This window comes from Exiguobacterium sp. U13-1, from assembly GCF_001750115.1.
Taxonomy (GTDB): domain Bacteria; phylum Bacillota; class Bacilli; order Exiguobacteriales; family Exiguobacteriaceae; genus Exiguobacterium_A; species Exiguobacterium_A acetylicum.
This window is the reverse complement of record NZ_CP015731.1, coordinates 577,501-601,948: the sequence shown is the minus strand read 5'-3', so window position 1 is coordinate 601,948 and position 24,448 is coordinate 577,501. Positions and strand designations below refer to the sequence as shown.

25 protein-coding genes, 7 tRNA genes and 2 rRNA genes (1 of these 34 cut by a window edge) are annotated in these 24,448 nt (G+C 49.0%); 5 read left to right on the top strand and 29 right to left on the bottom strand.

All coding sequences use genetic code 11. The features are described 5' to 3' along the window. Position 1: 1 nt before the first annotated feature. The 4 genes from ESP131_RS03245 to ESP131_RS03230 all read right to left on the bottom strand — a co-directional run bounded on the left by ESP131_RS03245 (position 2) and on the right by ESP131_RS03230 (position 2,324). The gene (locus ESP131_RS03245) at positions 2-472 is read right to left on the bottom strand and encodes a DMT family transporter (protein WP_069940155.1); all 471 of its coding nucleotides are present in this window, start codon (positions 470-472) and stop codon (positions 2-4) included. Positions 473-484: 12 nt separating this feature from the next. Beyond that, the gene (locus ESP131_RS03240) at positions 485-1,147 is read right to left on the bottom strand and encodes a Crp/Fnr family transcriptional regulator (RefSeq protein ID WP_029343126.1); all 663 of its coding nucleotides are present in this window, start codon (positions 1,145-1,147) and stop codon (positions 485-487) included. Positions 1,148-1,159: 12 nt separating this feature from the next. Next, complete coding sequence (locus tag ESP131_RS03235; RefSeq protein WP_069940154.1) at positions 1,160-1,585, bottom strand: DMT family transporter; 426 nt, start codon at positions 1,583-1,585, stop codon at positions 1,160-1,162. Between the two features lie 121 nt (positions 1,586-1,706). After that, positions 1,707-2,324, bottom strand: coding sequence for a GntR family transcriptional regulator (locus ESP131_RS03230; protein ID WP_047392071.1), 618 nt, complete (start codon positions 2,322-2,324; stop codon positions 1,707-1,709). A 186-nt stretch (positions 2,325-2,510) separates the two neighbouring features. Between ESP131_RS03230 and garR the strand changes: the two genes are divergently transcribed. The 3 genes from garR (at position 2,511) to ESP131_RS03215 (ending at position 6,259) form a co-directional block, all read left to right on the top strand. Next, entirely contained in the window at positions 2,511-3,401 is an 891-nt protein-coding gene (gene garR, locus ESP131_RS03225) for a 2-hydroxy-3-oxopropionate reductase (RefSeq protein WP_047392074.1), read from the top strand. Positions 3,402-3,404: 3 nt separating this feature from the next. Continuing rightward, complete coding sequence (locus ESP131_RS03220; RefSeq protein ID WP_069940153.1) at positions 3,405-4,844, top strand: four-carbon acid sugar kinase family protein; 1,440 nt, start codon at positions 3,405-3,407, stop codon at positions 4,842-4,844. Between the two features lie 71 nt (positions 4,845-4,915). Continuing rightward, entirely contained in the window at positions 4,916-6,259 is a 1,344-nt protein-coding gene (locus ESP131_RS03215; RefSeq protein WP_069940152.1) for a GntP family permease, read from the top strand. A 42-nt stretch (positions 6,260-6,301) separates the two neighbouring features. Here ESP131_RS03215 and ESP131_RS03210 read toward each other — a convergent pair whose 3' ends face one another. Both ESP131_RS03210 and ESP131_RS03205 read right to left on the bottom strand, forming a co-directional pair. Continuing rightward, the gene (locus ESP131_RS03210) at positions 6,302-7,153 is read right to left on the bottom strand and encodes a PPK2 family polyphosphate kinase (protein ID WP_069940151.1); all 852 of its coding nucleotides are present in this window, start codon (positions 7,151-7,153) and stop codon (positions 6,302-6,304) included. 74 nt (positions 7,154-7,227) lie between these two features. Then, positions 7,228-8,082: an SDR family oxidoreductase gene (locus tag ESP131_RS03205; RefSeq protein WP_069940150.1), complete on the bottom strand. Its 855-nt coding sequence runs from the start codon at positions 8,080-8,082 to the stop codon at positions 7,228-7,230. 122 nt (positions 8,083-8,204) lie between these two features. Between ESP131_RS03205 and ESP131_RS03200 the strand changes: the two genes are divergently transcribed. After that, positions 8,205-8,537: a winged helix-turn-helix transcriptional regulator gene (locus ESP131_RS03200; protein WP_231681699.1), complete on the top strand. Its 333-nt coding sequence runs from the start codon at positions 8,205-8,207 to the stop codon at positions 8,535-8,537. A gap of 62 nt (positions 8,538-8,599) precedes the next feature. Here ESP131_RS03200 and ESP131_RS03195 read toward each other — a convergent pair whose 3' ends face one another. From ESP131_RS03195 to ESP131_RS03180, 4 genes are all read right to left on the bottom strand, one after another. Next, positions 8,600-9,592, bottom strand: a complete 993-nt coding sequence (locus ESP131_RS03195; protein ID WP_069940149.1) for an NAD(P)/FAD-dependent oxidoreductase — start codon at positions 9,590-9,592, stop codon at positions 8,600-8,602. Between the two features lie 64 nt (positions 9,593-9,656). Continuing rightward, complete coding sequence (locus ESP131_RS03190; protein ID WP_069940148.1) at positions 9,657-10,550, bottom strand: phosphotransferase family protein; 894 nt, start codon at positions 10,548-10,550, stop codon at positions 9,657-9,659. Beyond that, positions 10,547-11,029 carry a GNAT family N-acetyltransferase gene (locus ESP131_RS03185; RefSeq protein WP_029343116.1) on the bottom strand — a complete coding sequence of 161 codons (483 nt, stop codon included), beginning with the start codon at positions 11,027-11,029 and terminating at the stop codon, positions 10,547-10,549. Before ESP131_RS03185 ends, ESP131_RS03190 begins: the two co-directional genes overlap by 4 nt. Positions 11,030-11,042: 13 nt before the next feature. Beyond that, a complete protein-coding gene (locus tag ESP131_RS03180) occupies positions 11,043-11,603 on the bottom strand; it encodes an isochorismatase family protein (protein ID WP_029343115.1) in 561 nt (186 codons plus the stop codon). A 129-nt stretch (positions 11,604-11,732) separates the two neighbouring features. On the opposite strand from ESP131_RS03180, the gene ESP131_RS16605 reads away from it, so the two are divergent. Next, positions 11,733-11,906 carry a hypothetical protein gene (locus ESP131_RS16605; RefSeq protein ID WP_156772479.1) on the top strand — a complete coding sequence of 58 codons (174 nt, stop codon included), beginning with the start codon at positions 11,733-11,735 and terminating at the stop codon, positions 11,904-11,906. Between the two features lie 37 nt (positions 11,907-11,943). Here ESP131_RS16605 and ESP131_RS03175 read toward each other — a convergent pair whose 3' ends face one another. The 19 genes from ESP131_RS03175 to ESP131_RS03085 form a co-directional block, all read right to left on the bottom strand. Continuing rightward, positions 11,944-12,543, bottom strand: coding sequence for a short chain dehydrogenase (locus ESP131_RS03175; protein WP_029343114.1), 600 nt, complete (start codon positions 12,541-12,543; stop codon positions 11,944-11,946). A 38-nt stretch (positions 12,544-12,581) separates the two neighbouring features. Further along, positions 12,582-13,349, bottom strand: a complete 768-nt coding sequence (locus ESP131_RS03170; RefSeq protein ID WP_051656324.1) for an alpha/beta hydrolase — start codon at positions 13,347-13,349, stop codon at positions 12,582-12,584. Between the two features lie 23 nt (positions 13,350-13,372). After that, entirely contained in the window at positions 13,373-13,939 is a 567-nt protein-coding gene (locus ESP131_RS03165; protein WP_047392115.1) for a hypothetical protein, read from the bottom strand. A gap of 77 nt (positions 13,940-14,016) precedes the next feature. Beyond that, complete coding sequence (glmS, locus tag ESP131_RS03160) at positions 14,017-15,813, bottom strand: glutamine--fructose-6-phosphate transaminase (isomerizing) (protein WP_064300436.1); 1,797 nt, start codon at positions 15,811-15,813, stop codon at positions 14,017-14,019. A 412-nt stretch (positions 15,814-16,225) separates the two neighbouring features. Then, positions 16,226-17,581 (bottom strand): phosphoglucosamine mutase, encoded by a 1,356-nt coding sequence (glmM, locus tag ESP131_RS03155; protein ID WP_029343107.1) that lies wholly within the window; start codon positions 17,579-17,581, stop codon positions 16,226-16,228. Positions 17,582-17,610: 29 nt separating this feature from the next. Beyond that, positions 17,611-18,897 (bottom strand): CdaR family protein, encoded by a 1,287-nt coding sequence (locus ESP131_RS03150; RefSeq protein WP_069940147.1) that lies wholly within the window; start codon positions 18,895-18,897, stop codon positions 17,611-17,613. After that, positions 18,897-19,757: a diadenylate cyclase CdaA gene (gene cdaA, locus ESP131_RS03145; protein WP_050676886.1), complete on the bottom strand. Its 861-nt coding sequence runs from the start codon at positions 19,755-19,757 to the stop codon at positions 18,897-18,899. Before cdaA ends, ESP131_RS03150 begins: the two co-directional genes overlap by 1 nt. 79 nt (positions 19,758-19,836) lie before the next feature. After that, positions 19,837-20,457 carry an anti-sigma factor gene (locus ESP131_RS03140; protein WP_029343104.1) on the bottom strand — a complete coding sequence of 207 codons (621 nt, stop codon included), beginning with the start codon at positions 20,455-20,457 and terminating at the stop codon, positions 19,837-19,839. 16 nt (positions 20,458-20,473) lie between these two features. After that, on the bottom strand, positions 20,474-21,037 hold the full coding sequence (gene sigW, locus ESP131_RS03135) for an RNA polymerase sigma factor SigW (protein WP_023466660.1): 564 nt from the start codon (positions 21,035-21,037) through the stop codon (positions 20,474-20,476). Between the two features lie 125 nt (positions 21,038-21,162). Next, on the bottom strand, positions 21,163-22,071 hold the full coding sequence (gene rocF, locus ESP131_RS03130) for an arginase (RefSeq protein WP_029343103.1): 909 nt from the start codon (positions 22,069-22,071) through the stop codon (positions 21,163-21,165). 211 nt (positions 22,072-22,282) lie between these two features. Continuing rightward, positions 22,283-22,358, bottom strand: a tRNA-Ala gene (locus ESP131_RS03125). Positions 22,359-22,367: 9 nt separating this feature from the next. Next, positions 22,368-22,439, bottom strand: a tRNA-Gly gene (locus tag ESP131_RS03120). Between the two features lie 6 nt (positions 22,440-22,445). Continuing rightward, positions 22,446-22,518, bottom strand: a tRNA-Lys gene (locus ESP131_RS03115). A 4-nt stretch (positions 22,519-22,522) separates the two neighbouring features. Continuing rightward, positions 22,523-22,606, bottom strand: a tRNA-Tyr gene (locus ESP131_RS03110). Between the two features lie 38 nt (positions 22,607-22,644). Continuing rightward, a tRNA-Thr gene (locus ESP131_RS03105) sits at positions 22,645-22,717 on the bottom strand. Between the two features lie 13 nt (positions 22,718-22,730). Then, positions 22,731-22,805 (bottom strand) — tRNA-Glu (locus ESP131_RS03100). A 2-nt stretch (positions 22,806-22,807) separates the two neighbouring features. Beyond that, a tRNA-Asn gene (locus ESP131_RS03095) sits at positions 22,808-22,882 on the bottom strand. A gap of 11 nt (positions 22,883-22,893) precedes the next feature. Beyond that, positions 22,894-23,009 (bottom strand): 5S ribosomal RNA (rrf, locus tag ESP131_RS03090). Between the two features lie 48 nt (positions 23,010-23,057). After that, a 23S ribosomal RNA gene (locus ESP131_RS03085) occupies positions 23,058-24,448 on the bottom strand; it runs 1,523 nt beyond the window's last position.

Here is a 24,448-nt window from a genome sequence, read left to right as displayed (position 1 = left end):
TTCAAGCTCCTTTTCGTACGTGTTGTACAGTCGTTGTTTTCCCGCCCAGTTGAAATAACAGCACGCCGCCACCAATCAATAGGACACCGAGTGCTTTCGTCCACGTAAACGGAACGGCTTGTAATCCGAACCAGCCGAGCGTATCCCAGAGTAAGGCAAACAGGATTTGCGATACCATGACGATCGAAATCGCTCGACTCGGTCCGAGTTGTTGAACGCCTTGCGTCACACAGAGGACGACACCGACACCAATGATTCCGCTGAACCAAAACCAGGTTTGTGCCTCTTTTAGTGCAAATAGTTGTGCTCCTTCGACGATCAGACCAATCGTTAGTGAAGCGAGGAACCCGAGTCCAAGGACTAGCGTTGTCGTCGCCCAAGCACCGACGTGTTCTTTGACTTTTGCGTTAAATGTATTTTGAATACAGACGAGCATGCCCCCACAAAGGGCAAGGATGATTCCCGTAACCATGTCGCACCTCCTTCATTCGTAAATGCTTTCTCCGACTCGCTCCATCAATCCGTCTCGATCAATGATCTCAATCGTATGTTGCGTCCGGCGGATCAACCCATCGTCGACGAACTGGCGTAAGACACGATTGACATGACGGTAACTCGTCCCGATCAAATCTGCTGCATCGACGAGTTCCTTACTCGCAAAAGCATCCGTATTAGGTGTCATCGACAGCAAATAACTGGCTAGCCGGACTTCGACCGGGTACAACAGATTGAAGCTGAGCGTATGTGATTTCAATTCAAACTTTTTCGTGATCGTCTCGAGTAAAAATAATAGAAAGGCAGAATGATGAACACGTGCTTCTTCCAAATCCGGATAAGCGATCCGTAAGACGGTCACTGGTGTCACGGCCTCGACCGTGTTCATCAAATCAATCTTTCGGACGAACTCAATATCGCCGACGAGATCAAACGGATGCTTGAAGGACAACACGAGACGTTTCCCCGTTGCCGACATATGCGTGATCTTCAGTTTCCCTTCGACGAGCAGATAGAGTTCATGCGCAACATCGCCTTGTCGGCATAAAGCCTCGCCCGGTGCGAACGTCTGGATGTGCATCACCTTGCGTAGCGATCCATCAAAGACATGCGTTAACTGATACCGTTCCAAATAACTCACAATGTCCGTCACTTCTTCTCCTCCTTAGCTCTTTAAGATGAAGATGCCTGCGACCATCATCAAGATGCCGATGATCTGCGGTCCCCGCAGTCGGCGTTTCATGACGCCGAACCAGCCTCTTCCGTCAATCCAGAGTGCCAGCGCTAATTGCGCCAATAAAAAGAGCGAAATCGTCAAGGTCACGCCCATCCGGTGGACCGCTGTCATGTTGCTAAATAATATGATCGCTGCAAAGGCACCTCCTGCCAGATAGAGCGGTTTGACACCTCGCATCGCTGAAAAGCTACGATCCCGTAAGACGATCGCTAAGAGGATCGCAACGATGAACCCGGTCATCTGGGTAATCGTTGCCGCTTGCCACGTCCCGATTGTTTGACTAATCCGGGCATTGGCGACACTTTGGAGCGTCAAGAAAAAGCCACCAGCAATCGCAAATAAGACACCACGCATGTGCATACTCCTCTCTTGTTCCATGATACTTTCATTTAACGAAAGTCCTTCTGATTTGAACAGGACATTTGTCCTTAGAACGCGTCAAGATGTAAAAAAGGATGAACGATATCTAACTCGTTCATCCTTTCATCCAGTTCAAACAAAATTCTAAATCCAGTTGAAGGTGCGCCTTCATCAATCGCTCCGCTTCTTCTGGTTGATGATTCAGAATCGCTTGATAGATCTCATCATGTTCTTCAATCAAGAGTGGTCGTTTGTGGTGGACAACGGTCTTACGGAATAGATAGATGATGGATTGCATCCGATCGATGATATCAATCATCACCGGGTTGTTCGTTGCCCCGACGATCACATCGTGAAATTCCTTGTTCGCCGCCATCACTTCTTCGAGTTCGCCCGTTCTACCGATTTCGACACACTGCTTCAACTTTTCTAAATCGGCTTCTCGCATATATGTCGCACAATGACTGGCTGCGAAACCTTCAAGCAACATCCGGACTTGAAAGATGTGTCGCAAATCCATGTCGCTCGGATTGACGACACGTTTTTCCCTAATCAATCCTTCTTGCTCCAGTTTTCGAATCGAATCTCTGACGGGAGTACGGCTAATTCCCATTTCCTCAGCTAGACGCTCTTCGACTAACTTCGTTCCACGTTCCAGTTCTCCGTTTAAGATGCGATCCCGGATGTATTCATATGCCTGAACATATGCTAATTGCGTCGTTTTCTTCCCCACAGCCATCGTCTCCTACATTCGAATTTCTTCTAGTTCAAAGTATAAGTTTAATATTGGGAATTGGAAAGAAACATATTTTTGTATACATTTTTAAATAAATTGTATACAAAAATGAACTTAGTGTGTACAATTCGGTTAAAGACTTTATGAAAGCGCTATCTTTTTTATAAAAAGGAGTTTGATCAAATGAATACACGCGTTGGATTTATTGGTTTAGGCATCATGGGAAAACCGATGGCCTTGAATATACTAAAAGCCGGTTATGACGTCACGGTGAATGATTTAAATACCGAAAGTGTCGAGACACTCGTTCAAGCGGGTGCGGTATTCGGAACACCTGCTGATATGGGAGCGACGTGTGATGTCATCATCACGATGCTACCGGCTTCGCATCATGTCGAGCAAGTCGTCCTTGGAGAAAACGGTCTCTTACAAACGGCTACAGCTGGAACGATTTTGATTGATATGAGTTCGATTTCCCCTGTCGCCTCGGTCGAGATTGCACAACAAGCAGCACTACGCGGAGTCGAGATGCTCGACGCACCCGTCAGTGGTGGAGAACCGAAAGCAATCGACGGGACGCTTTCCATCATGGTCGGCGGGAAAGACGACGTCTTTGAAACCGTCCGACCACTCCTTGAAGTCGTCGGTGCAAGCGTCACGCTCGTCGGCAAAAACGGGAGCGGTGTGACAGCTAAACTTGCCAATCAAATCATCGTTAACTTAAATATCGCTGCCATGTCCGAGGCATTGACGCTCGCTGCGAAAGCAGGCATCGATGTGGAGAAGATGTATCAAGCTATCCGCGGCGGTCTTGCTGGTAGTGCCGTGCTTGATGCGAAAGTACCATTGATTCTAGAGCGAAACTTCGTTGCCGGTGGACGCATCGATATCAACTTAAAAGATATGACGAACGTCATGGAAACCGCGCATGAGATTGGTGTTCCTTTACCCCTCTCTAGCCAACTCGTTGAAATTTTCCATGCATTGAAAATTGATGGGAAAGCTGCAGATGATCACGGCGGCATCATTCAGTACTACGAAAAATTAGCACATGTTGAAGTAAGGAAGGTGTAAATAATGATCTCGACATTCACGACATTACCAAGTAAAACGACACTTAACCAATTACCGTCTTTACCGGATGCAACAGTAGTCGATGAATTGTTAGTTGAGGCCTTACATCAGTTTCCTCATAAAATCATCGTTCTCGACGATGATCCAACAGGTGTGCAGACCGTCCATGGCGTCTCTGTCTATACTGACTGGACGAGCGAAAGTATCGAGGCCGGATTCAACGAAGACCCGTCAATGTTTTTTATTTTGACGAATTCTCGTGGGTTTACGCGTGAAGAAACACGACAAGTCCACGAAGATATCGCGGCTACCGTCCAAGCCGTTTCCGATCAACGGAATCAGCCGTTTATTTTAATTAGTCGTGGTGATTCGACGTTACGTGGGCATTATCCGCTCGAAACAGATGTCTTACGCCAAACTCTCGAACAACAGTCCAGTGGTCACTTCGACGGTGAAATCCTGATGCCATTCTTCCAAGAAGGTGGTCGTTTTACGATTGACGATGTCCATTATGTGCTTGAAGACGACACACTCGTACCAGCAGGACAAACGGAGTTCGCAAAGGACCGGACGTTCGGTTATTCCGCTTCGCATCTTGGAGAATGGGCAGAGGAAAAATCAGATGGAGCTTTTCCGGCAGATGCCGTCATTTCCTTATCACTGGATGATTTACGACGGGTTCGTCTCGACTCACTCGTGGCACAACTGATGAACGCTCAAGATTTCAATAAAATCATCATCAATGCGACGGATTATCTCGACGTCAAGGTCGCGACGATCGCCCTGATTCGCGCGATGAATGCAGGAAAACGATTTTTATTCCGGACGGCCGCGGCCTTTACGAAAGTCATTGGTGGAATCAATCAGCGCCCCCTCCTGACAAGAGAAGAACTCGTGTCCGATACGACGTCTGGCGGTTTGATCATGGTTGGATCACATGTCCAAAAAACGACAGAGCAACTTGCGGAATTAAAAACGTGTGACTTCATTCATTTCATTGAGTTTGATGTCCATCTTGTCCTGTCTCCTGATCAATTCGAACAAGAAATCGATCGAATCATCACGACGGCGGAACAATTGATTACGTCTGGACAGACAGTTGCCGTCTATACGAGACGAGAACGTCTCGACCTAGGAGAGAATCAACAAGAGAATGAATTAAAACTATCCGTAAAAATTTCTGACGCTGTGACAAGCATCGTCACCCGTCTGCATGTACGTCCAAGCTACATCATCGCTAAAGGCGGAATCACGTCGAGTGATATCGGGACGACAGGTCTGAAAGTCAAACGAGCAACTGTTGCCGGTCAAGTCAAACCGGGCATTCCGGTTTGGAAAACAGGAACCGAAAGTAAGTTCCCCGGACTGACATACGTCATCTTCCCAGGGAATGTCGGTTCGAAGACGACGCTAAAAGAAGTCGCAGAGTTACTTCACATTTGATATTTTTGTAAGCGTATACAAGAGGTGAGTCATCACCTCAGTGGAATTCATGATATGAAGGAGAGATCTTGATGGTTACGGGTAATTTATTGGTCGTCATTTTTATTTTGTCTCTAGCTCTACTGTTCTTTTCCATCCTAAAGCTAAAAATCGAACCGTTTCTGGCACTTGTAGCGATCTCCATCTTGACGGCTTTAGCCATCGGGATGCCTGTCAAAGAAGTCGCCTCCGTCGTCACGACTGGTTTCGGGAACACACTCGCGGGTGTGGGTATCCTGATTGGTCTTGGTGTCATCTTCGGTCAGTTTCTTGGTGCATCGGGTGCTGTCGAAAAGATTGCCCAAGCTGTCTTGAATGTGTTCGGACCTAAAAAATCCTCTGCCGGCCTTGCCCTGACCGGAACAGCGGTTTCCATTCCTGTCTTTTTTGATGCAGCTTTCGTCATCTTAAGTGGATTAATTCGTTCGCTCTCTTCTAAAACAGGCCTCTCCGTCGTCAGTTTCGTTACGGCACTCGGTGTCGGTCTGATCGTCTCGCATAACATGATTGCCCCGACACCTGGACCACTCGTCGTCGCAGAAAATACAGGATCAGAGCTCGGCTTCTTCATTCTGTATGGTATCATCGTCGCCATTCCAGCTACTCTCGTTGGTGGTTACCTGTACGGTATGTTCATCGGAAAACGAATTAAGCATTCTGGCGATATCGAAGAACTCTCGATCGACCCAGCGGATTTACCAAAGAAAGAAATCGGCACAGGGCTTAGCTTCTTTATGTTAGCTCTCCCCATCGTCTTGATCTTATTGAATACGGTCTCTCAACTGCTATTTCCCGGAACTTCGGTTGCGACGTTCTTTGGATTCATCGGTGAGAAAAACGTTGCCTTATTGATTAGTGTCTTTGCTGCTGTCATCTTATTGCGCCCATACATCGCAATCCCGAACGCACGCTTATACTCGGAAGCGATCAGTTCAGCCGGAATCATCATCTTGATTACCGGAGCCGGTGGTGCCTTTGGTGCCGTCATCAATAATAGTGGCATCGGGGATCATCTCATTACGACGATGCAAAACTGGAGCATCCCGGTTCTCTTACTGGCATTCATCTTTTCGCAAATCCTCCGGGCCTCACTTGGATCAGCGACGGTCGCCCTCGTCACGACATCGAGTATTCTCGGTCCGATGGTCGGAGAATTAGGTGTGTCTCCCATTCTTCTTGGTCTAGCGATTTGTGCTGGTGGGATTGGACTTTCTTTACCCAACGATTCAGGTTTTTGGGTCGTCAACCGGTTTGGTAAATTGACGATTCCCCAAACACTCCTTGCTTGGACGGGCGGTGGCTTTATCGCTGGTTTAACAGCGCTCGCTACGGTCTTCCTCTTAAGTCTATTCACAGGGATCTTACCTGGACTCTAACTCAAAAATGCCACCGATGACGTTCATCGGTGGCATTTTTGTTCATTCATTTTCCAATCGTTTAATCGCCTCATCCAGCTGTTCCTGATCCTCTTCCGATAACTTCGGATATTGCGGATCAATTTCCTTCAGGACGTCATTCATGACTTCGGTGACGATATAGCGGGAATACCATTCGTCATCTGCCGGCAAGATGTACCACGGTGCATACGATGTCGACGTCGCCGAGACGAGTTCAGCAAAAATCTCATGGTATTCATCCCAGTGCTTACGTTCCTCAATATCACTGAACGAGAATTCGAAGTTTTTCGTTGGATCCTTCAGACGCGTCAACAATCGTTGCCGTTGCTCCTCTTTTGAGACATGGAACAAGAACTTGACGACCCGGAAGCCGTTCTCGACGAGATAGCGCTCAAAGTCATTAATTTGACGGTAGCGCATCTGCCAGACGTCTCCATCATCCGGCTTTTCTTCCTCCTCGAGCAAATCATGGATTCGTGGCGCAATGACTTCCTCATAATAGGAACGGTTCAAGATACCGACTTCGCCTTTTTCCGGTAGTCCTTCATGGATCCGCCATAGATAGTCGTGTTTTTGCTCCGTATCCGACGGTTTTTTGACGGAAATCGTTCGGAGTCCTTGTGCGTTCAAGTTAGAAAAGATGTAGCTGATTGCCTCATCCTTCCCTGCTGCATCAATCGCTTGCAGGATGACGAGGACGCCGTTCTTCTCTTCGGCATGCAAACGCCAGTGTAACTCTTGTAACGTCTCGACACTTTTCGGAATTCGCTTCTCTCGCAATTCTGCTTCCGAAATTTTATGTTCTTCTGATGTCGGGTAATTCGAAAACGAGACTTGCTCGCCTTCCTTAACACGATAGGATGACAGTTTCATGGTAGGGCTCCTCCTTTAATTGCTTCTAAAGGGGATTTACCCTACTCACTCCTCCTGAAAACGTTCAGATGAACTTATCTTTTCAAAAGAAGACGAACTCCCTCTTCTAGTGTCGTTACGAGACGACCCAATAATGCTTCAAAATCCGTACTTTCCACTGCCAGAGTTCCTGCTGCGATATCTGCCTGGATACCAGTCAGCATTGGAATCAAGAAATCCGGTAAGCCAGCTGCTTGCATCCGCTCGCCATAGGTCGCGCCATCTACTTCATCTAAAGCGACCGGTCGGTCAAGCACTGTTCCGACTGCAGTCGCGAGTTCTGCTTGTGTATGCAACGGACCTGATAGTTCATAAATTGCTTTTGGATGTTCAAGCGTCAGTCCCGTCGCAATCGCTAGCGCATACTCATCTTGTAACGCCCATCCGACTTTGCCTTCACCTGCTGCCGTTAACCAGTCTGCGCCTTGTGCGACGGCCTCAATCGTTCCGAGTTCATTTTCGAGATACCAGTTGTTACGGAAAAAGACATACGGGATATTTGTCGCTTGAATCGCCTCTTCTGTGACCCGATGTGTTCGCGCAAGTCCGTTCGTGCTGTGTGCCGCATTGGCGATGCTCGTATAGCCGATCAGTTTGACGCCTGCTTCTTTTGCTGCCGTGACAGCGGCTTGGTGTTGCCGGATCCGCGTGCTCTCTTCACCGTCTGTCGAGATGATCAGCAGACGGTCGATGCCTTGAAATGCTTGTCCGAGTGTTTCCGGCTGATCGAAATCACCGTGTCGAACGTCGATTCCTTGCGCCGTAAGGCTTGCCGCTTTTTCGACGTCGCGGACACTAACCGCTACATGTTCATTGCCGACTTGCTCACTAAGATGCTGCACGATCCGTGTACCTAATTTTCCAGTCGCTCCTGTAATTAACCATTTCATGATAAAACCACTCCTTTGAAGTTTGATGTTGTTCTTCATGATACGCCAGGTGATACACTAAAAAAAGTAGGCACTTATCTGAAACTAGGTCCTTCAAAACGAACCAATGGGAGAGGATAAACGTGGCTGTATTCGATTCAACGACCAATCAACGGACGGCTTGTCCGGTCACTCGGGTCCAACAGATGGTAGCTGGCAAATGGAAGATCATCTTGCTGTGGCACCTGACACATGGGACACATCGTTTTCATGAACTGCAACAATTAACAGGCATCTCTAAAGGAACATTGACGCGTCAGCTTCGTGAGCTCGAAGCGGACGGTTTGATTCAACGACACGTCTTTGGCGAAGTTCCTCCACGCGTTGAATATTCCCTGACGGATGCTGGACATAGTTTTTTACCGATTCTTGACCAAATGGCAGCTTGGAGTGAACAACACTTCCAAGCCGAATGATCGTGAGTATAATCAAAAACATGCACTTCTTCTCGATTCAGAAAAGAAGTGCATGTTTTTGATTATTCCGTCGCTGTCACCGTCTGACGTAAGTGGGTGTCGATGGCTTCAGCGACACGTAATCCAGAGATGACAGCACTCTCGACGCGCGTCCGCCCTGACGCATCATCGGCTTCAAGGAACGCATCACCAGCAAGCCAAAGCGGATGTGCCGCCAGTTTCAAATGCGGTGTCCGGTAAACCGCGCGTGCCTGAGCATAACGCCAACGTTTGAGCTGACGCGAAACAATCGTCACCGGTCCGAGTTGCTGTTGTAACAGACGCTCGACTTCAGCGAGTGTCTCTTCTTCCGGACGCTCGTACCAGTCTTCACTGAAGCGGGCTGTCATATAGACGCTCAAGAGTGTCGTCTTCGAAATCTGCTTCTCGGCATTATTGACGAGCTTCAACATTCCATCGACGAGTTGTTCATCTTGTAGACCGACTTCTCCGATCGTGAGTCGCTCTTCGATTTCAAACAGACCAACGAATGTCGGCTCGAACGTCACCTGACGCAACTGCTCATGATCGTCCTCTCCGAGTGTCAGATCAGAAGCCTGCAACAGTTCATATGCTTGCGGCACAGGCGCCGTCACGAGTAACGCATCATACGTACCTTGATGATCTGTCGCTTGTGTGACGAGTTCGTCCTCCGTTGCCATAATATGCGTGACCTGTTCATTCAACTGAACGGGAATCCCTCGACCAATCGCTTGTACGAGTTGATTCATGCCGTTCGTTGCGACATAGCGTGGAAAATCCGTTCCGAACCACTTACGAACCCATCCCTTCTCAAGCCAGTCGTCGACTTCACGTTCCAACTCTTCCGTCCGAACCGTGAAGAAGACGGCCCCATGATCTGCTGTTCCTTCATCAACACGACGAGTCGCCATTCGCCCCCCGACGCTCTGGCTTTTTTCGATGATTTCAACAGTATGTCCTGTCGCCTGTAATTGACGTGCCGCAAAGATCCCGGCGAGTCCACCGCCGATGATTCCGATTCGTTTTCCTGTCATCTTGCTTCCCCCTCAGATTCCTCATTTCCCTAAGTATAGAGGTTTCTTCCAAGACATGGGTGAATCAATACCCATCCGATATGCTCGTCGTCTGTAATTCCTGCTCGATAAGCGCGATGTTCTCCTCAAAGAATGCTCGGTGCTCTTCTAATCCACGTTTGATGCACCATCCGACGGCCGTGAGTGCTTCCCACAAACGATAGTATGAAAGATACGTCTCGATCGGCACGTCTGGGTGTAACGTCGCGTATCCTTCTTGAAATGCCGTGACGTAAATGGAACCGAATGTATTGAGATTACGGACGATCTTCGTGAAGTCCATCTCGACGGCCCCATAGCGGGTCGTCTCGAAATCGATCACCCCTGTGACTTGATCACCTACCGTCAATAAATTCGCTAGGCGGAAGTCACAATGTGTGGCAACGGGACGTGAAGGCTCCGGTAACAACTGTTCCCGTCTGACTAACTCTATTTGGATGTTCTCTAAAAAACCGGGGTCGAGTTCGGACGTGATGAACGGCATGAATCCATCGAGTTTTTCATTCCGAAAATACCGCCAATCCTGAACCGGATAGGCATAAAATCCATCTTCCGTATACTCGCCGTAGGCTTCTCCTATGCACGTATGCAGCATTGCGAGCGTTCGACCAATTTCGTACGCCAATTTTTTAGTCATCGTAACCGGTGCCTGTCCTGGTAAGGCAGCAAGCACGAACGCCCCGGTCGTCTGCCCGGGAGCTGCCTCAGCTAAGATGTGCGGCACGGGTACAAACCCTTCTAGTGCATGAATCCAGCCACGCTCCCGGTACCACTTTTCAGTCGTATACGGGCGTTTCAAGAAAACGACCTGACCATCCGTTAGGACGAGACGATCGACTTCAGAACTATACGATTCGTCGACGGTCGCGCATACCGCGACGTCGAGTTGAAAATGTTCAATCCATTCGTCTCGTGTCATGTTGTCGTCCCCAGCATTTTCTGTAGCGTTTCACCTGGTAGACCGTCAATCGGTCCCACATAGGTCGATTCAAAACCTAATCCGATCAAAATACGACGCGAAGCTTCATGTGCTGGATCAATCGTCGCCGTGACGACCCGCAACTCCTCTTCCGTCGCTAACTGTAACAGGCGCTCTGCAATCGCTGTACCGTATCCGCGTCCCCATTGATCGGGTAATAGCATGTAGCCGAGCTCTGCTTCGAACGGTTGCGTTTGACTCCGGGACATGTGCCCGATTCCAATCCATGTCTCTTCGGCATAAATCAGATACGATCCGAGTCGGTCGTGTTGCTGTTGTTCAAGGATTCGGTCAAAGCGTTGTTTCGTTTCCGCATCTGTTAATGCCTGCTCCGTGATATAACGCATGACACGTTCGTCTTGGACGAGCGTCGCGTAGCGTTCGTAATCGGGCGCTGTTATTTTTCGTAATTCAATCATCTTATTCTCCTCTTCATGTCCGGTAGTCATTGTGGGTTGGGGTGAAGACATCTTCCGTTGACGGACGAACGATCACAAAATGTTCGACGTTATAATGACCGTGCAAGACTTGATTATGGTGAGCGATCATTTGCTCCGGAGTCAGGACATCGGAGCCGTTCGTCGTGTGCCCATCGGCGACAAGCGTGACATCAAAGCCATGCACCGTCGCGCTGCGCACCGCGGTATCAATGCAGTGTTCCGTCTTACAGCCTAAGACAATCAGATGGTCAATTGATGCTTGCTGTAGATGTTCGAGCAAGGGGGTGCCATGAAACGCATTCGTCGCCGCTTTATCAAACGTGACACTTGACGCTGGAACGGGAATCGAGTCATGGACCGCAAACCCAGGTCCTGTTCCGCCAGCGACGTCGAGATCCCGAATGAAGACGACCGGGATATTCCGGTCGTCTGCTTCGAGTACGACCGCTTCGATGACGTGCGCGACTTGTTCCTTTAAGTATACTGGACGTTCTTCCGTGTTCCCGTCGACGAGTTCTTGTTGAAAATCAATCACTAGGACCGCTTGGTTCATCGTCATGTTCCTCCTTGTAAAATCGACTGTTTGTTTCCTTCCCGTTCATCTGAATGATTTCCTGCTCTTGACAGACGCGAAACTTTTTAGCTGTTGGATTCGTTAAGAAGAAGGAAAGGATGTGTCTGGATGATTTGGTTTGGCGTTATCTTCTTATGTGTACTTCTCGTTAATCTGACACTGGAGAAACTGATCATGAACCGGACGATGACAGGTCGCTGGTTCGTCCGTAACTTACTTATTTGTCTCGGAATCACTCTCTTACTATTCGGAATCGAACGTTATATCCTATCCGGATTCTAAAAAAGCAGATAGCGATTTTCGCTACCTGCTCTTTCATTTAATAGACTTCGTAATTTTGCCCCGTCTGTGCCCCTTCGACACTTTTCTCAAACGCCGTCGCGACACGTGACGCCGGAACGGCTTCAAAACCACGGAAGAAGGGTCCGTACTTTTCAAGTGACTCGATCAGTACATTCGGACTGACGCTGTTGATCCGAATGCCTCGTGGCATCTCGATCGCTGCTGCATGAACGAACGCTTTGACTCCACCGTTAGCAAGCGCAGCAGATGCGCCTTGGCGAATCGGATCGTCCATCATGATGCCGGTCGTCAGCGTAAAGCTTCCGCCGTCTCGTACTGACTCTAAACCAAGCAAGACGAGATTGACCTGACCTTTTAGTTTACTGTCGATCCCGATTTGATTAAGCTCCGGTGTTAAGTCCGTCAATGGACCAAAATGAGCGCCACCTGTGGCACTAATAACGGCGTCAACAGAGCCGACTGTTTCATACATTGCCCGAATACTTTCCTCTGATGTGATGTCGACTTGTACATCCGCTCCGGTTCGTCCGGCACGAATGATGTCATGCCGCCCACTCAACTGTTCGACGACTGCCTGCCCAATCGTTCCGCTTGCCCCTACTACTAAAACTCGCATGATCCCTTCCCCTTTCACGTCTAGCTTACCTATCTAGCCTACTGCACAGCAGATGATGGTTTCAAGGAATGTACCGGATGGGTCTTCAAGAAGATAAGGATTTCTTCGAACAAACGCTGTTTGTCCCGATCGAGCGTCAGTAAATGTTTACTGTTCGGAAGAAGGACCTTTTTCTGATCTTGGCTCGGCACCGTCGTTTCGATTCTCTCGAGACTTGCATGATAGACGGCATCATCCAAGGCACCAAGGAATAGAGCGATGGGCTGTGTGATGCTCGGTAAGACAACTCCTGTGTCGAGAATGAACTGTTGCAGTGCTCGTAAGTCTTTTTCTGGGCGTGGAAAATGACGGTCGACAAAGTCTACGATCCACTCCGGCGAACGATCGTCAAATTGAAAATACCGTTCCGTATAACGAAGGACGCGGTGCTCGAGTCCGGCAATCGTCCGCTCAAGAATCGGCGTCGAGAGTAAGATGAGTCCGGCACATCCTGACTGTTCTGCCAGTCGAAGTGCCATTACTCCACCGAGTGATTGTCCGATCAAAAAGATGTCTTTGTGTCCTCGATCTTGTAAAAACGCGAGTCCGACTTGCGCGGACTGCCAGACGTCTTCGATCGTCGTCTCAAACAAGCGCTCCGGCGATTCCCCGTGCCCGGCGTAATTGGGCGCGTAACAGGTGTACCCGGCTGCATGTAAAAAACGAGCGAGACCACGCATCTCATTCGCACTTCCAGTAAAACTATGTAACAACAAAATAGCAGGTCCAGGTCCTTCTAAGTACAGATCCTTTGATTTCGTAATCAAGTGCGCACCTCCTTTTCATCTCTTCAGACTTCCTCTACCGAAGCATCCTCCCGTAACGATTCTATAATCCGAAAGCCTGGATAGTCCGCTTCGGATCGTCGTTCCCCACTCGTCCGGTAATAAGCATTCCAGTAACTGATCATTCGGTCTTCGGTCCGCTTCATGTATCTTGGGTCATCCTCGACGAATTGTCGTTTCACTTCCGAATCCCATTGCTCGATTACGGGTACGATGCTGTCGACAATTTCACGGACGTACTCACTAGCAAGTTCGATGATATAGGCGAGGACCCATCCGTCGCGCGGACGATTTTTAAGCAACTGCTGGAGATAATGCTCACGGACATAACCGTCATGATGACGCGTGTAGAGGCAATATAACATCGTCTGTTGTGTTGGCGTCAACTGTTCAATTCGCTCGGACGCGACTTCTGGCATGTATACGCGCATCGGAATCTGTATCTGTTCCTGCTCTACATTTACTTCGATCGCCCCTGGTGATAAGCGTGTCCATCCAAATGGTAAACATGCTTTAACGATCCGAACGTCTTGTTCATATCGTTTAGGGAATGCTGCAAGCCATCGGTTCATCTTATTCTCCTCTCATATAAAAAACTCCAAACGGCAGACGCTTTGATGCGGCTATCGTTTGGAGTCGATTTGTTTTCTTATTCAACCGTTACTGACTTCGCCAAGTTACGTGGCTTATCGACGTCACAGTCGCGACCGAGTGCCGCGTAGTATGAGATCAATTGAAGTGGTAAGACAGACAAGAGCGGTGACAAGAGTGGCTCGACTGCTGGGATGACGAATGCATCTGTCGGCAATTCAAGACCTTCTGCTGCGATGACACACGCGTTTGCCCCACGTGCGACGACTTCCTTGACGTTCCCACGGTTGTTGAGGTGAACGTGTGGTTGTGTCACGAGCGCGATGACTGGTGTGTTGTCTTCGATCAAAGCGATCGGACCGTGCTTGAGCTCTCCACCCGCGTATCCTTCTGCTTGGATATACGAGATCTCTTTGAGTTTTAATGCACCTTCCATCCCGACGTATGCATCTTGTCCACGACCGATGAAGAACGCGTTACGTGACTCAGACAAGTATTCTGTCGCGATTTCTTGGAAACGATCTTTTTGAGACATCACCGATTCCATCGCACTTGAGATTTTACCGAGTTCCTTCATGAGATCGAAGTTGACGGCAACCCCTTTCGCTTGAGCAAGGTCAAACGCAAGAACAGCGAGAACAGCGATTTGAGCTGTATACGCTTTTGTTGAAGCAACGGCGATTTCTGGACCTGCGTGGAGCAACAATGTTGCGTTCGCTTCACGTGACAATGTTGATCCTGGAACGTTCGTGATCGTCAGTGCCGGGTGGCCGAGTTTCTTCGCTTCGACGAGAACGGCACGGCTATCCGCTGTTTCACCTGATTGTGAAAGGAAGAGGAAGAGCGGTTTCTCTGTCAATAATGGCATGTTGTATCCGAACTCAGAAGAGATGTGAACTTCTGTCGGGATGCCTGCGATTTGTTCGATCAACTGTTTTCCGATCAAACCAGCATGGTAGCTTGTTCCGCAACCGATGATATAGACACGGTCACGACCGAGTACGAGATCACGGACCGATTGGTCGAGTGTGATGTCGCCTGCTTCGTTTTGATATTTTTGAACGATGTTACGGATGACCGCTGGTTGCTCATCCATCTCTTTGAGCATGTAGTGCGCGTACGTTCCTTTTTCGATGTCTGATGCATCGATTTCAGCCGTGTACGCTTCACGCTCTTGGACGTTCCCATCGAGATCTTGGATCGTGACGCTATCACGCGTCAAGATGATCATCTCGCCATCATGCAACTCGATGAATTGATCCGTTACTTGTAACATTGCCATTGCGTCTGATGCGACGACGTTGAACGTACCGTCACCGAGACCAACGAGAAGTGGTGATTTGTTTTTTGCGACGTATAAGACGTCTGGATTTTCAGCATCGATCAATGCGAGGGCATACGAACCGTGCAAGACACGGAGTGTTTGACGGAATGCTTCCGCGACGTCACCTGTCTCGTTGAAGTTCTTTTCGATCATCTGAACGATGACTTCTGTATCCGTGTCGCTGAGGAGATCGACATTCAATTCTGCTTTTAGCTGCTCATCGTTCTCGATGACGCCGTTGTGCACGAGTGTGAAACGTGCTGACGCACTTTGGTGCGGGTGCGCGTTTGGTACGCTTGGGACACCGTGTGTCGCCCAGCGTGTGTGTCCGATTCCGACTGTGCCGTCTGCATCAGCAGGAACGACTTCGCGTAGCGCAGCAATCCGGCCTACTTCTTTGTGGACTTGAACGCCGTCGTTGACGAACGCAAGACCTGCCGAGTCATAGCCGCGGTACTCGAGCTTCTCGAGACCTTTTAATAAAATTTCCTTCGTGTTGACCTGTCCGATCATACCTACGATTCCGCACATGTTACATCTCTCCATTTACAAGTATTTCCCTAAAGAGGAAACGGCTCTTGTTGAGAGGATCCCGATCGGTCTGTTTGTCCGTCCAATCACTTGAACGATTTCAGAACGATTTACGGTATGGATCTGGTACCGGGAGGCATCCGCCGAATGATTCGATAAACCTCCACCTCGTCAGCTTTCATCCTACGAAGAAAGCCCTGGCGCTTCTTGTTTCCGTCTGACCCCGTTTCTGTCCGACTTCACCATCATACGAACTTTAATGTGAAAAAGCAAGAAAGGTAACGTATTTGTAACTATTCCCGATATTTTTCTAATCAATACGTATAATCCCTATATTTTGTAAAAATCTCAATCTGTTTTTCTAAAATAATTGTAAAAAAAGAAGCAGAGCAATCGCTCTGCTTCAGGCTGCTTAGTTTTCTTGTAACGCGTAGTTCTCACGAACGACATTCGCGATCCGCTCGACGTACGCATCACACGCTTCTTGTGTCGGAGCTTCTGCCATGACACGAACGAGTGGTTCTGTTCCTGACGCACGGACGAGAATCCGTCCGTTCCCCGCCATCTCCGCTTCGACTTCTGCAATGATCGCTTGCACGGCAGGACCGCTCATTGCGCCATTTTTGTCTGAAACACGGATGTTTACGAGACGTTGTGGGAAGATCGGCATCTCAGCTGCGAGTTCCGATAACTTCTTCCCTGTCGCTTTCATGATTTGCAACAACTGGACGCCCGACAACATGCCGTCCCCTGTCGTTGAGTAATCCATGAAGATGATATGACCAGACTGTTCGCCACCGAGTGTATAGTCGTTCTTACGCATCTCTTCGACGACATAACGGTCACCGACCGCTGTTTGAAGCGCCGTCATCCCGTTTTCTTCGACGGTTTTATGGAAACCGAGGTTACTCATGACCGTCGCAACGATCGTGTTGTCTTTCAGACGACCGAGTTCGTTCAAGTATTTCCCGCAGATGAACATGATTTTATCGCCATCCACGATATCACCGTTCTCATCGACTGCGATCAAGCGGTCGCCGTCTCCATCAAACGATAAACCAACATCTGCGCCTTTTTCCTTAACGAAGGCAGCAAGATGTTCAGGGTGTGTCGAACCGACACCATCATTGATGTTGAGTCCGTTCGGAGTTGTACCGATCGTCGATACTTCCGCTTCCAAGTCACCGAATAGACGTGGTGCGAGGCTTGACGTCGCCCCGTGTGCGCCGTCGATCGCAACATGGATGCCTGAGAAATCTTCATCCGATGTCTGACGAAGCATGTGGAGATATTTCTGAGCCCCTTCATAGTAATCATGAACGAAGCCGAGTTCTTTTCCGGCTGGACGTGGCAATGTATCTTCTGCTTCGTCGAGTAATGCTTCGATTTCAAGTTCTGTTGCGTCATCGAGCTTAAAGCCGTCTGAACCGAAGAACTTGATCCCGTTATCTTCCACTGGATTGTGCGATGCAGAGATCATGACTCCGGCTGTCGCATCCATCGTTTTTGTCAGGTATGCGACACCTGGTGTCGAGATGACACCAAGACGCATGACTTCTGCACCGATTGATAACAGACCCGCGATGAGTGCATTCTCAAGCATTTGACCAGATACACGTGTATCGCGTCCAATCAAGACTTTTGGTCGTGTGCTTTCGTGTTTCGTCAACACGTAACCACCTGTTCGACCGAGGCGATACGCAAGTTCCGGTGTCAATTCTACGTTTGCGACGCCGCGTACGCCGTCAGTTCCAAAATACTTACCCATGTGTTATTTCCTCATTTCACTAATTTGTTTTAATTGGTCGGAATCGATGTCCGGGGAATCGCTTTTAATGTGACATCCATATTATCCGGACGCAAGACATCAAAGGCTTTTGATGTCTGATACGAGATCGGCAATCCATGCGTTCCTTCTTTTAATCCTGTCACGTCGATGACCGCTTTGATATCCGTCGCATCAATCGATGCTAAATCAGATTCTTTCCCGCGGACGACGACATCAATCGTTTGATTGTAATCAATCGTATACTTTGATTCATCGAATCCATTTAGCGTGACCGTCACACCTGGAATTGTTTTCTCCGCTCGATCCTCGACGGTTTCTGTCGTCGAATTGGCATTTTCTTTTTCGACGACGATATTGACGGTGACCTGTGTCGGATCCATCGCCGTCGCGTTTTCTGGTTCGACGAGTTTGACGGTTTTTTCGGTCGTCTTCGTCAATCCTTTGAGCGAGACCGCTTCCGTATCAACAGAACCGATGCGCTCTAATTCTTCTTTTGTTCCATATAGACGAGCTTCCGTCGTGACGGGAACAATCTTGACGACGGTATACCCTTTTTTGACGTTGTCTTTTGTCTTCACATTAATCGGTACCGTCTTACTTTCCTTATAGATCGGTACTGTGATTTCTAATTGTTCCGGTTGATAAGATGCACTGATCGTATTCCCGTTCGTGTCAGTCGCTTTAGCATTGAACGTCTCTTTAAACGTCTCTGCTCGACCGGTCACATCGATCGGTACTTGGATTGCTGAAATCGCCTGTAACTTCTCTGCGCCTCCCGTGACTTCAACAGTTTGTTGGTTCGGTTGCGCTTCTCCAGCGACATATCCTTCAGCGATTTTGTTTTTATTGAGTAATGCGACTTGTACCGGTACTTCCTTTGTAATCTTCTTATCGAGGAAAACTTCAATCGTCTCCTGTTTCGGTGTCACCTCGACATCTTTTCCGAAGCCGGTTGCTGTGACACGGACACGATGATAGCCAGGGTCGAGTCCTTTCAAATCAATCGATAATCCAAAATCCTGGACGAGCCGGAGCATCGTCAAGCTACTCGACGGCCCTTTGACGGTCACTTCCATACTATTTGGAATATTATAGGCGACCCACTGCGATTCATCATACTGGACCGTGACCGGCACGTCAAATTTCGTCGAACCTTGTCCTGCGATCGGTAATAGACTAGCGGCATCACTTTTTCCCGTCGTATTCGAACCTGCGACCATCAAATACAACATGACGGCCAAGGCAACGGCAACGATGCGTAAAAACCAGCGTTCATTGAACCACTTTTCGAACATTATTTTTTCGCCCCCATCCAGTTCAAGAAGGAAGTATTCGTCGGTTCGGCTTTGACGATCGTCTCAAGTAACTTCGTCCGTAAGGATTCTTCGTCGAGTTCCCGGTACAGACGTCCATTGATGGCGAGTGAGACACCACCCGTTTCTTCCGAGACGACGAGCGTGACGCTATCCGTCACCTCACTGACACCAATTGCTGCGCGGTGACGTGTTCCAAGCTCTTTTGAGATATGTGCACTCTCAGACAGCGGTAAGTAACAAGCGGCTGCTGCTAACTTGCCTTGCTGGACGATGACGGCACCATCATGTAAGGGAGTATTCGGAATGAACAAGTTGATCAGCAACTGACTCGTGATTTGTGAACCGAGCGGAATGCCCGTCTCCACGTATTCACTCAGTCCTGTCTCGCGTTCAATCGTCACGAGTGCTCCGATACGACGTTTTGACATGTACTGAGCAGACGATACGAGTGCATCGACGATTCGAACTTGTTCATCTTCATCACTGATGGCACTACGTGAGAAGAATTTACTCGTTCGTCCTAAGTGTTCCAGTCCACGCCTTAGTTCGGGTTGGAAGATGATGATGATCCCCAGTAACCCGTAGGTGATGATTTGATTCAATAAGAATTGCAATGTTTTAAGTCCAAAAAAGCCACTCAAGAACCAACTGATCAAAATGACCGAGATCCCTTTAATGAGCTGGACTGCTTTTGTTCCTTTGACAATGATCATGAGACGGTAAATGACGAACGTCACGACCGCAATATCAATCACGTCATTAATATAATCGTACCAATGTACGTTTTCTCCCAGTTTCAACAATTGAAATTGAAGTGGTTGCCAGCTGAAGTAATTCACCAACCGTGCCCCCTAACTCATCTGATTTAAACAGTTTCCATTATAGCACAAAGGGACGAGTTCGACTCGTCCCAGCTGATTATTGAAATAGACGCTTGATTCCGTACCAAACGCGTTCGAATAATTGATCAATTTCCTTGATTTCTCCGGTCACGCTACCAGCACTCGCCGTGTAAGCTTTCCCGTCAACGGTCATGACGTCGCCATTGACTTTCCCTTCGATTCGGACGTTCCCACCTTCGACATATAGATCTTGATCGACCGTGACGCCTTTCGGAACGACGACCTCGCCATTTTGAGCGACGATACCTGGTGCATTCGTATAGGATAAGTCATGTTCTTCTTGTGCCATATAACCACCAAGGCTACCGACCGACAAGAGTAAGAAAACAGCCGCTGCCGCGAGCAATGGGTACTGCTTCATCTTCCCTCCAAAACGAGACGGTTGCGGTTGGTGCAGCAAAGCAGCGCTTGGCGTCTCCACCTGGTCGGGCAATTGTGCCAGCACGCGGGATGTAAAATCTGCCGATAATTTGGGCGCTGGAAGTTGACGCAGTCGAGCATCAAGGAGTCGATACTCTTCGAACTCGTCCATCGCGTCTACTTCTCGTAACTCTGCTTCTAATCGCTCGAATTCCTCAGGTGGTTGATTTTGATCTAAATAATCCTGGATCCGTTCATGTACATGCTCTCGTGACATGGTGAGTTCCTCCTTCTCATCGTTTGGCAAAATGCTTCTTCAGCGCTTCTCGTCCACGATGAATTCTAGTTTTGACAGTAGCGACAGGTAATTCGATCATTTCACTGATTTCCTTTAGCGAAAGATCCTCTACATATTTCAGGACGAGTGGGACACGGTATTTTTCTGGTAAAGCTGCAATCGCGTCCCCGACTTCGTTTCGTTGCTCGTTATCGACCACTTGGTCCTCCGGCAAGGTGTCCTTGCTCTCGAGTTGTGAATACAATGTCAGTCCTTCAGTACCTGACATCTCAGCATCAAGAGAATAATCAGGTTTCTTTTTCCGTAATCGGTCAATCGATACGTTCGTGACGATTCGGTACAACCAAGTCCGGAACTTCCATTGTGCATTATACGAATCAATTTTCGTAAATACACGGATGAAGGCTTCCTGTGTCGCATCCTCCGCCTCCATTCGATCGCGCAAGACGCGGAAAGCCACAAGAAAGGCACCTTCCTTATATAGATCAACAAGTGCCGCGAATGCATCACGGTCTCCCTGTTTCACTCGCTCAATTAAGCGTAGTGTCGTTTCTTCCACTTTGAATACCCCCCGCTCTATGCGGTCAATCTCTTATACGAAGTCGACCGATAAATGTTTCATCTCCTTTTAAATTGTAACAAAAAAAACTTGAACCCCGATGAAAAGAGTTCAAGTTCTATCCATTATTTTACTAAGCGATGTGTTTCCATTGCCAAAAGTAGATCTCCGATTAGTTCATTCGCAAGTTCTGCTGTTCCGTTTCCTTCTTCAAGTAACGGATTCACTTCAACGAATTCAGCTGCAATGAAGTCTTCTGCCGTTGCGCAATGCTTGAGCACTGTCTTCGCATCGTCTAAGAAAATACCGTCAGCGACACGTGTTCCTGTACCGACGACGAGTGATGGATCGAGACCGTCCATATCGAAGCTAAGATAGAACGCATCCGTCGTTTCCTTCAAATAAGCAATCGCTTCTTCCATGATCGCGTCCATTCCCCGAGTTCGGATCGCTTCCATATCATAGACACGAATACCAAGACGATCAATCAGCTCTTGTTCGCCTGGATCAACGTCACGTAATCCGATGAAGACGAGATGTTCCGGTTGCAGCTTGACATCTGTTCCTCCGACTTCCGTTAAACGCTGATGTCCTTCCCCAAGGGCTACAGCGAGCGGCATACCGTGGATGTTACCAGACGGTGATGTTTCCGGTGTATTCAAATCACCGTGTGCATCGAACCAGATGACGCCAAGACGTGGTACAGTCTGACGTAACCCTGCAATCGTTCCGATCGCCATGCTGTGATCGCCACCGACTAATAACGGAAAACGTTGCTCCGATAACGCATCACGTACAATTAGATGCAAGTCATTCGTCGTGTGGACGACGCCTTCAAGACGTTTCAGCTTCGGATCTTCTTCTCGGACTGCATCCTCGGATAAAACAGCCGCTTCCCCGTAGCGTACTGCTTCTTGTCCCCGTGCTTCGAGTGTCGCGAGTAGACCCGCTTTTTCGACAGCAGCAGGTCCGTGTTCAGTGCCCGGCTTTCCTTGTCCATAACGGTACGGTACGCTGATATACGCGATGTTCATACGATATTCCCCCTATGTCATAGTCACTTCTACATACATTGTAAGCGGTAACAAACAAGTGGTTCAACTCAACAAAAAAACGCATGAATATACAAAAAAACACCGTGAAGGGAATCACGGTGTTCTTGCGTACGTACTCTGGTTATGCTTGGCATTTCATATAAAAAAAACTTAAGACGAACGAAACTCGCTTAAGATCTTTAAATAAAATTGGTGGAGCCTAGCGGGATCGAACCGCTGACCTCCTGCGTGCAAGGCAGGCGCTCTCCCAGCTGAGCTAAGGCCCCAAAAGAAAAAGCGGAAGACGGGATTCGAACCCGCGACCCCGACCTTGGCAAGGTCGTATTCTACCACTGAACTACTTCCGCAAGAAATGAGCCATGCAGGATTCGAACCTGCGACCCTCTGATTAAAAGTCAGATGCTCTACCAACTGAGCTAATGGCTCGACATGGTGGGGGGGGGCGGATTCGAACCGCCGAACCCGAGGGAGCGGATTTACAGTCCGCCGCGTTTAGCCACTTCGCTACCCCCCCAGTTTGTCTAGGAAACTTATACAATTGAGAAAAAACAGTGCCGGCAACAGGAGTCGAACCCGCGACCTACTGATTACAAGTCAGTTGCTCTACCAGCTGAGCTACACCGGCACAAAAAATATAATGGTGACCCGTACGGGATTCGAACCCGTGTTACCGCCGTGAAAGGGCGGTGTCTTAACCGCTTGACCAACGGGCCATTGGCTCCGCAAGTAGGATTTGAACCTACGACCTACCGGTTAACAGCCGGTTGCTCTACCACTGAGCTATTGCGGAATAAATTAAATGCCTGGCAACGTCCTATCCTCACAGGGGGAAGCCCCCAACTACTTTCGGCGTTCAAGTGCTTAACTTCCGTGTTCGGCATGGGAACGGGTGTGACCACTTGGCTATCGTCACCAGACGATCGGGCTCGCGCCCTCAAAACTGAAGTCATCAACAATGCATCTGCTAGAACAAGGCCTCGACCGATTAGTATCACTCAGCTCCACATGTCGCCATGCTTCCACCCGTGACCTATCTACCTCATCGTCTCTGAGGGGTCTTTCTTGATTACTCAAAGGGAAATCTCATCTTGGAGGGGGCTTCATGCTTAGATGCTTTCAGCATTTATCCCGTCCGCACGTAGCTACCCAGCGATGCTCCTGGCGGAACAACTGGTACACCAGCGGTGCGTCCATCCCGGTCCTCTCGTACTAAGGACAGCTCTCCTCAAATTTCCTGCGCCCACGACGGATAGGGACCGAACTGTCTCACGACGTTCTGAACCCAGCTCGCGTACCGCTTTAATGGGCGAACAGCCCAACCCTTGGGACCTACTCCAGCCCCAGGATGCGATGAGCCGACATCGAGGTGCCAAACCTCCCCGTCGATGTGGACTCTTGGGGGAGATCAGCCTGTTATCCCCAGGGTAGCTTTTATCCGTTGAGCGATGGCCCTTCCATGCGGAACCACCGGATCACTAAGCCCGACTTTCGTCCCTGCTCGACTTGTAGGTCTCGCAGTCAAGCTCCCTTCTGCCTTTGCGCTCTACGAATGATTTCCAACCATTCTGAGGGAACCTTTGGGCGCCTCCGTTACTGTTTAGGAGGCGACCGCCCCAGTCAAACTACCCGCCTGACACGGTCCTCCAGCCGGATTACGGCTGCGAGTTAGAGACTCTATGCATGAAGGGCGGTATCCCAAGGGTGACTCCTCCGAAGCTGGCGCTCCGGGCTCGACGTCTCCCGCCTATCCTGTACATCATGCACAAAGCCTCAATATCAGGCTGTAGTAAAGCTCCATGGGGTCTTTCCGTCCTGTCGCGGGTAACCTGCATCTTCACAGGTACTATGATTTCACCGGGTCTCTCGTTGAGACAGTGCCCAAATCGTTACGCCTTTCGTGCGGGTCGGAACTTACCCGACAAGGAATTTCGCTACCTTAGGACCGTTATAGTTACGGCCGCCGTTTACTGGGGCTTCGGTTCAAAGCTTCGCTTGCGCTAACCCATCCCCTTAACCTTCCAGCACCGGGCAGGCGTCAGCCCCTATACGTCATCTTGCGATTTAGCAGAGACCTGTGTTTTTGCTAAACAGTCGTTTGGGCCTATTCACTGCGGCTCTACTCATGTAGAGCGTCCCTTCTCCCGAAGTTACGGGACCATTTTGCCGAGTTCCTTAACGAGAGTTATCCCGCGCGTCTTAGAATTCTCATCTCGCCTACCTGTGTCGGTTTACGGTACTGGCGCCTTCCCCCTCACTAGAGGCTTTTCTTGGCAGTGTGAAATCGTGACCTACGTCCCTACGGGACTCCGCATCGTTCCTTGACTTTGATGCCTGACGGATTTGCCAATCAGACGGT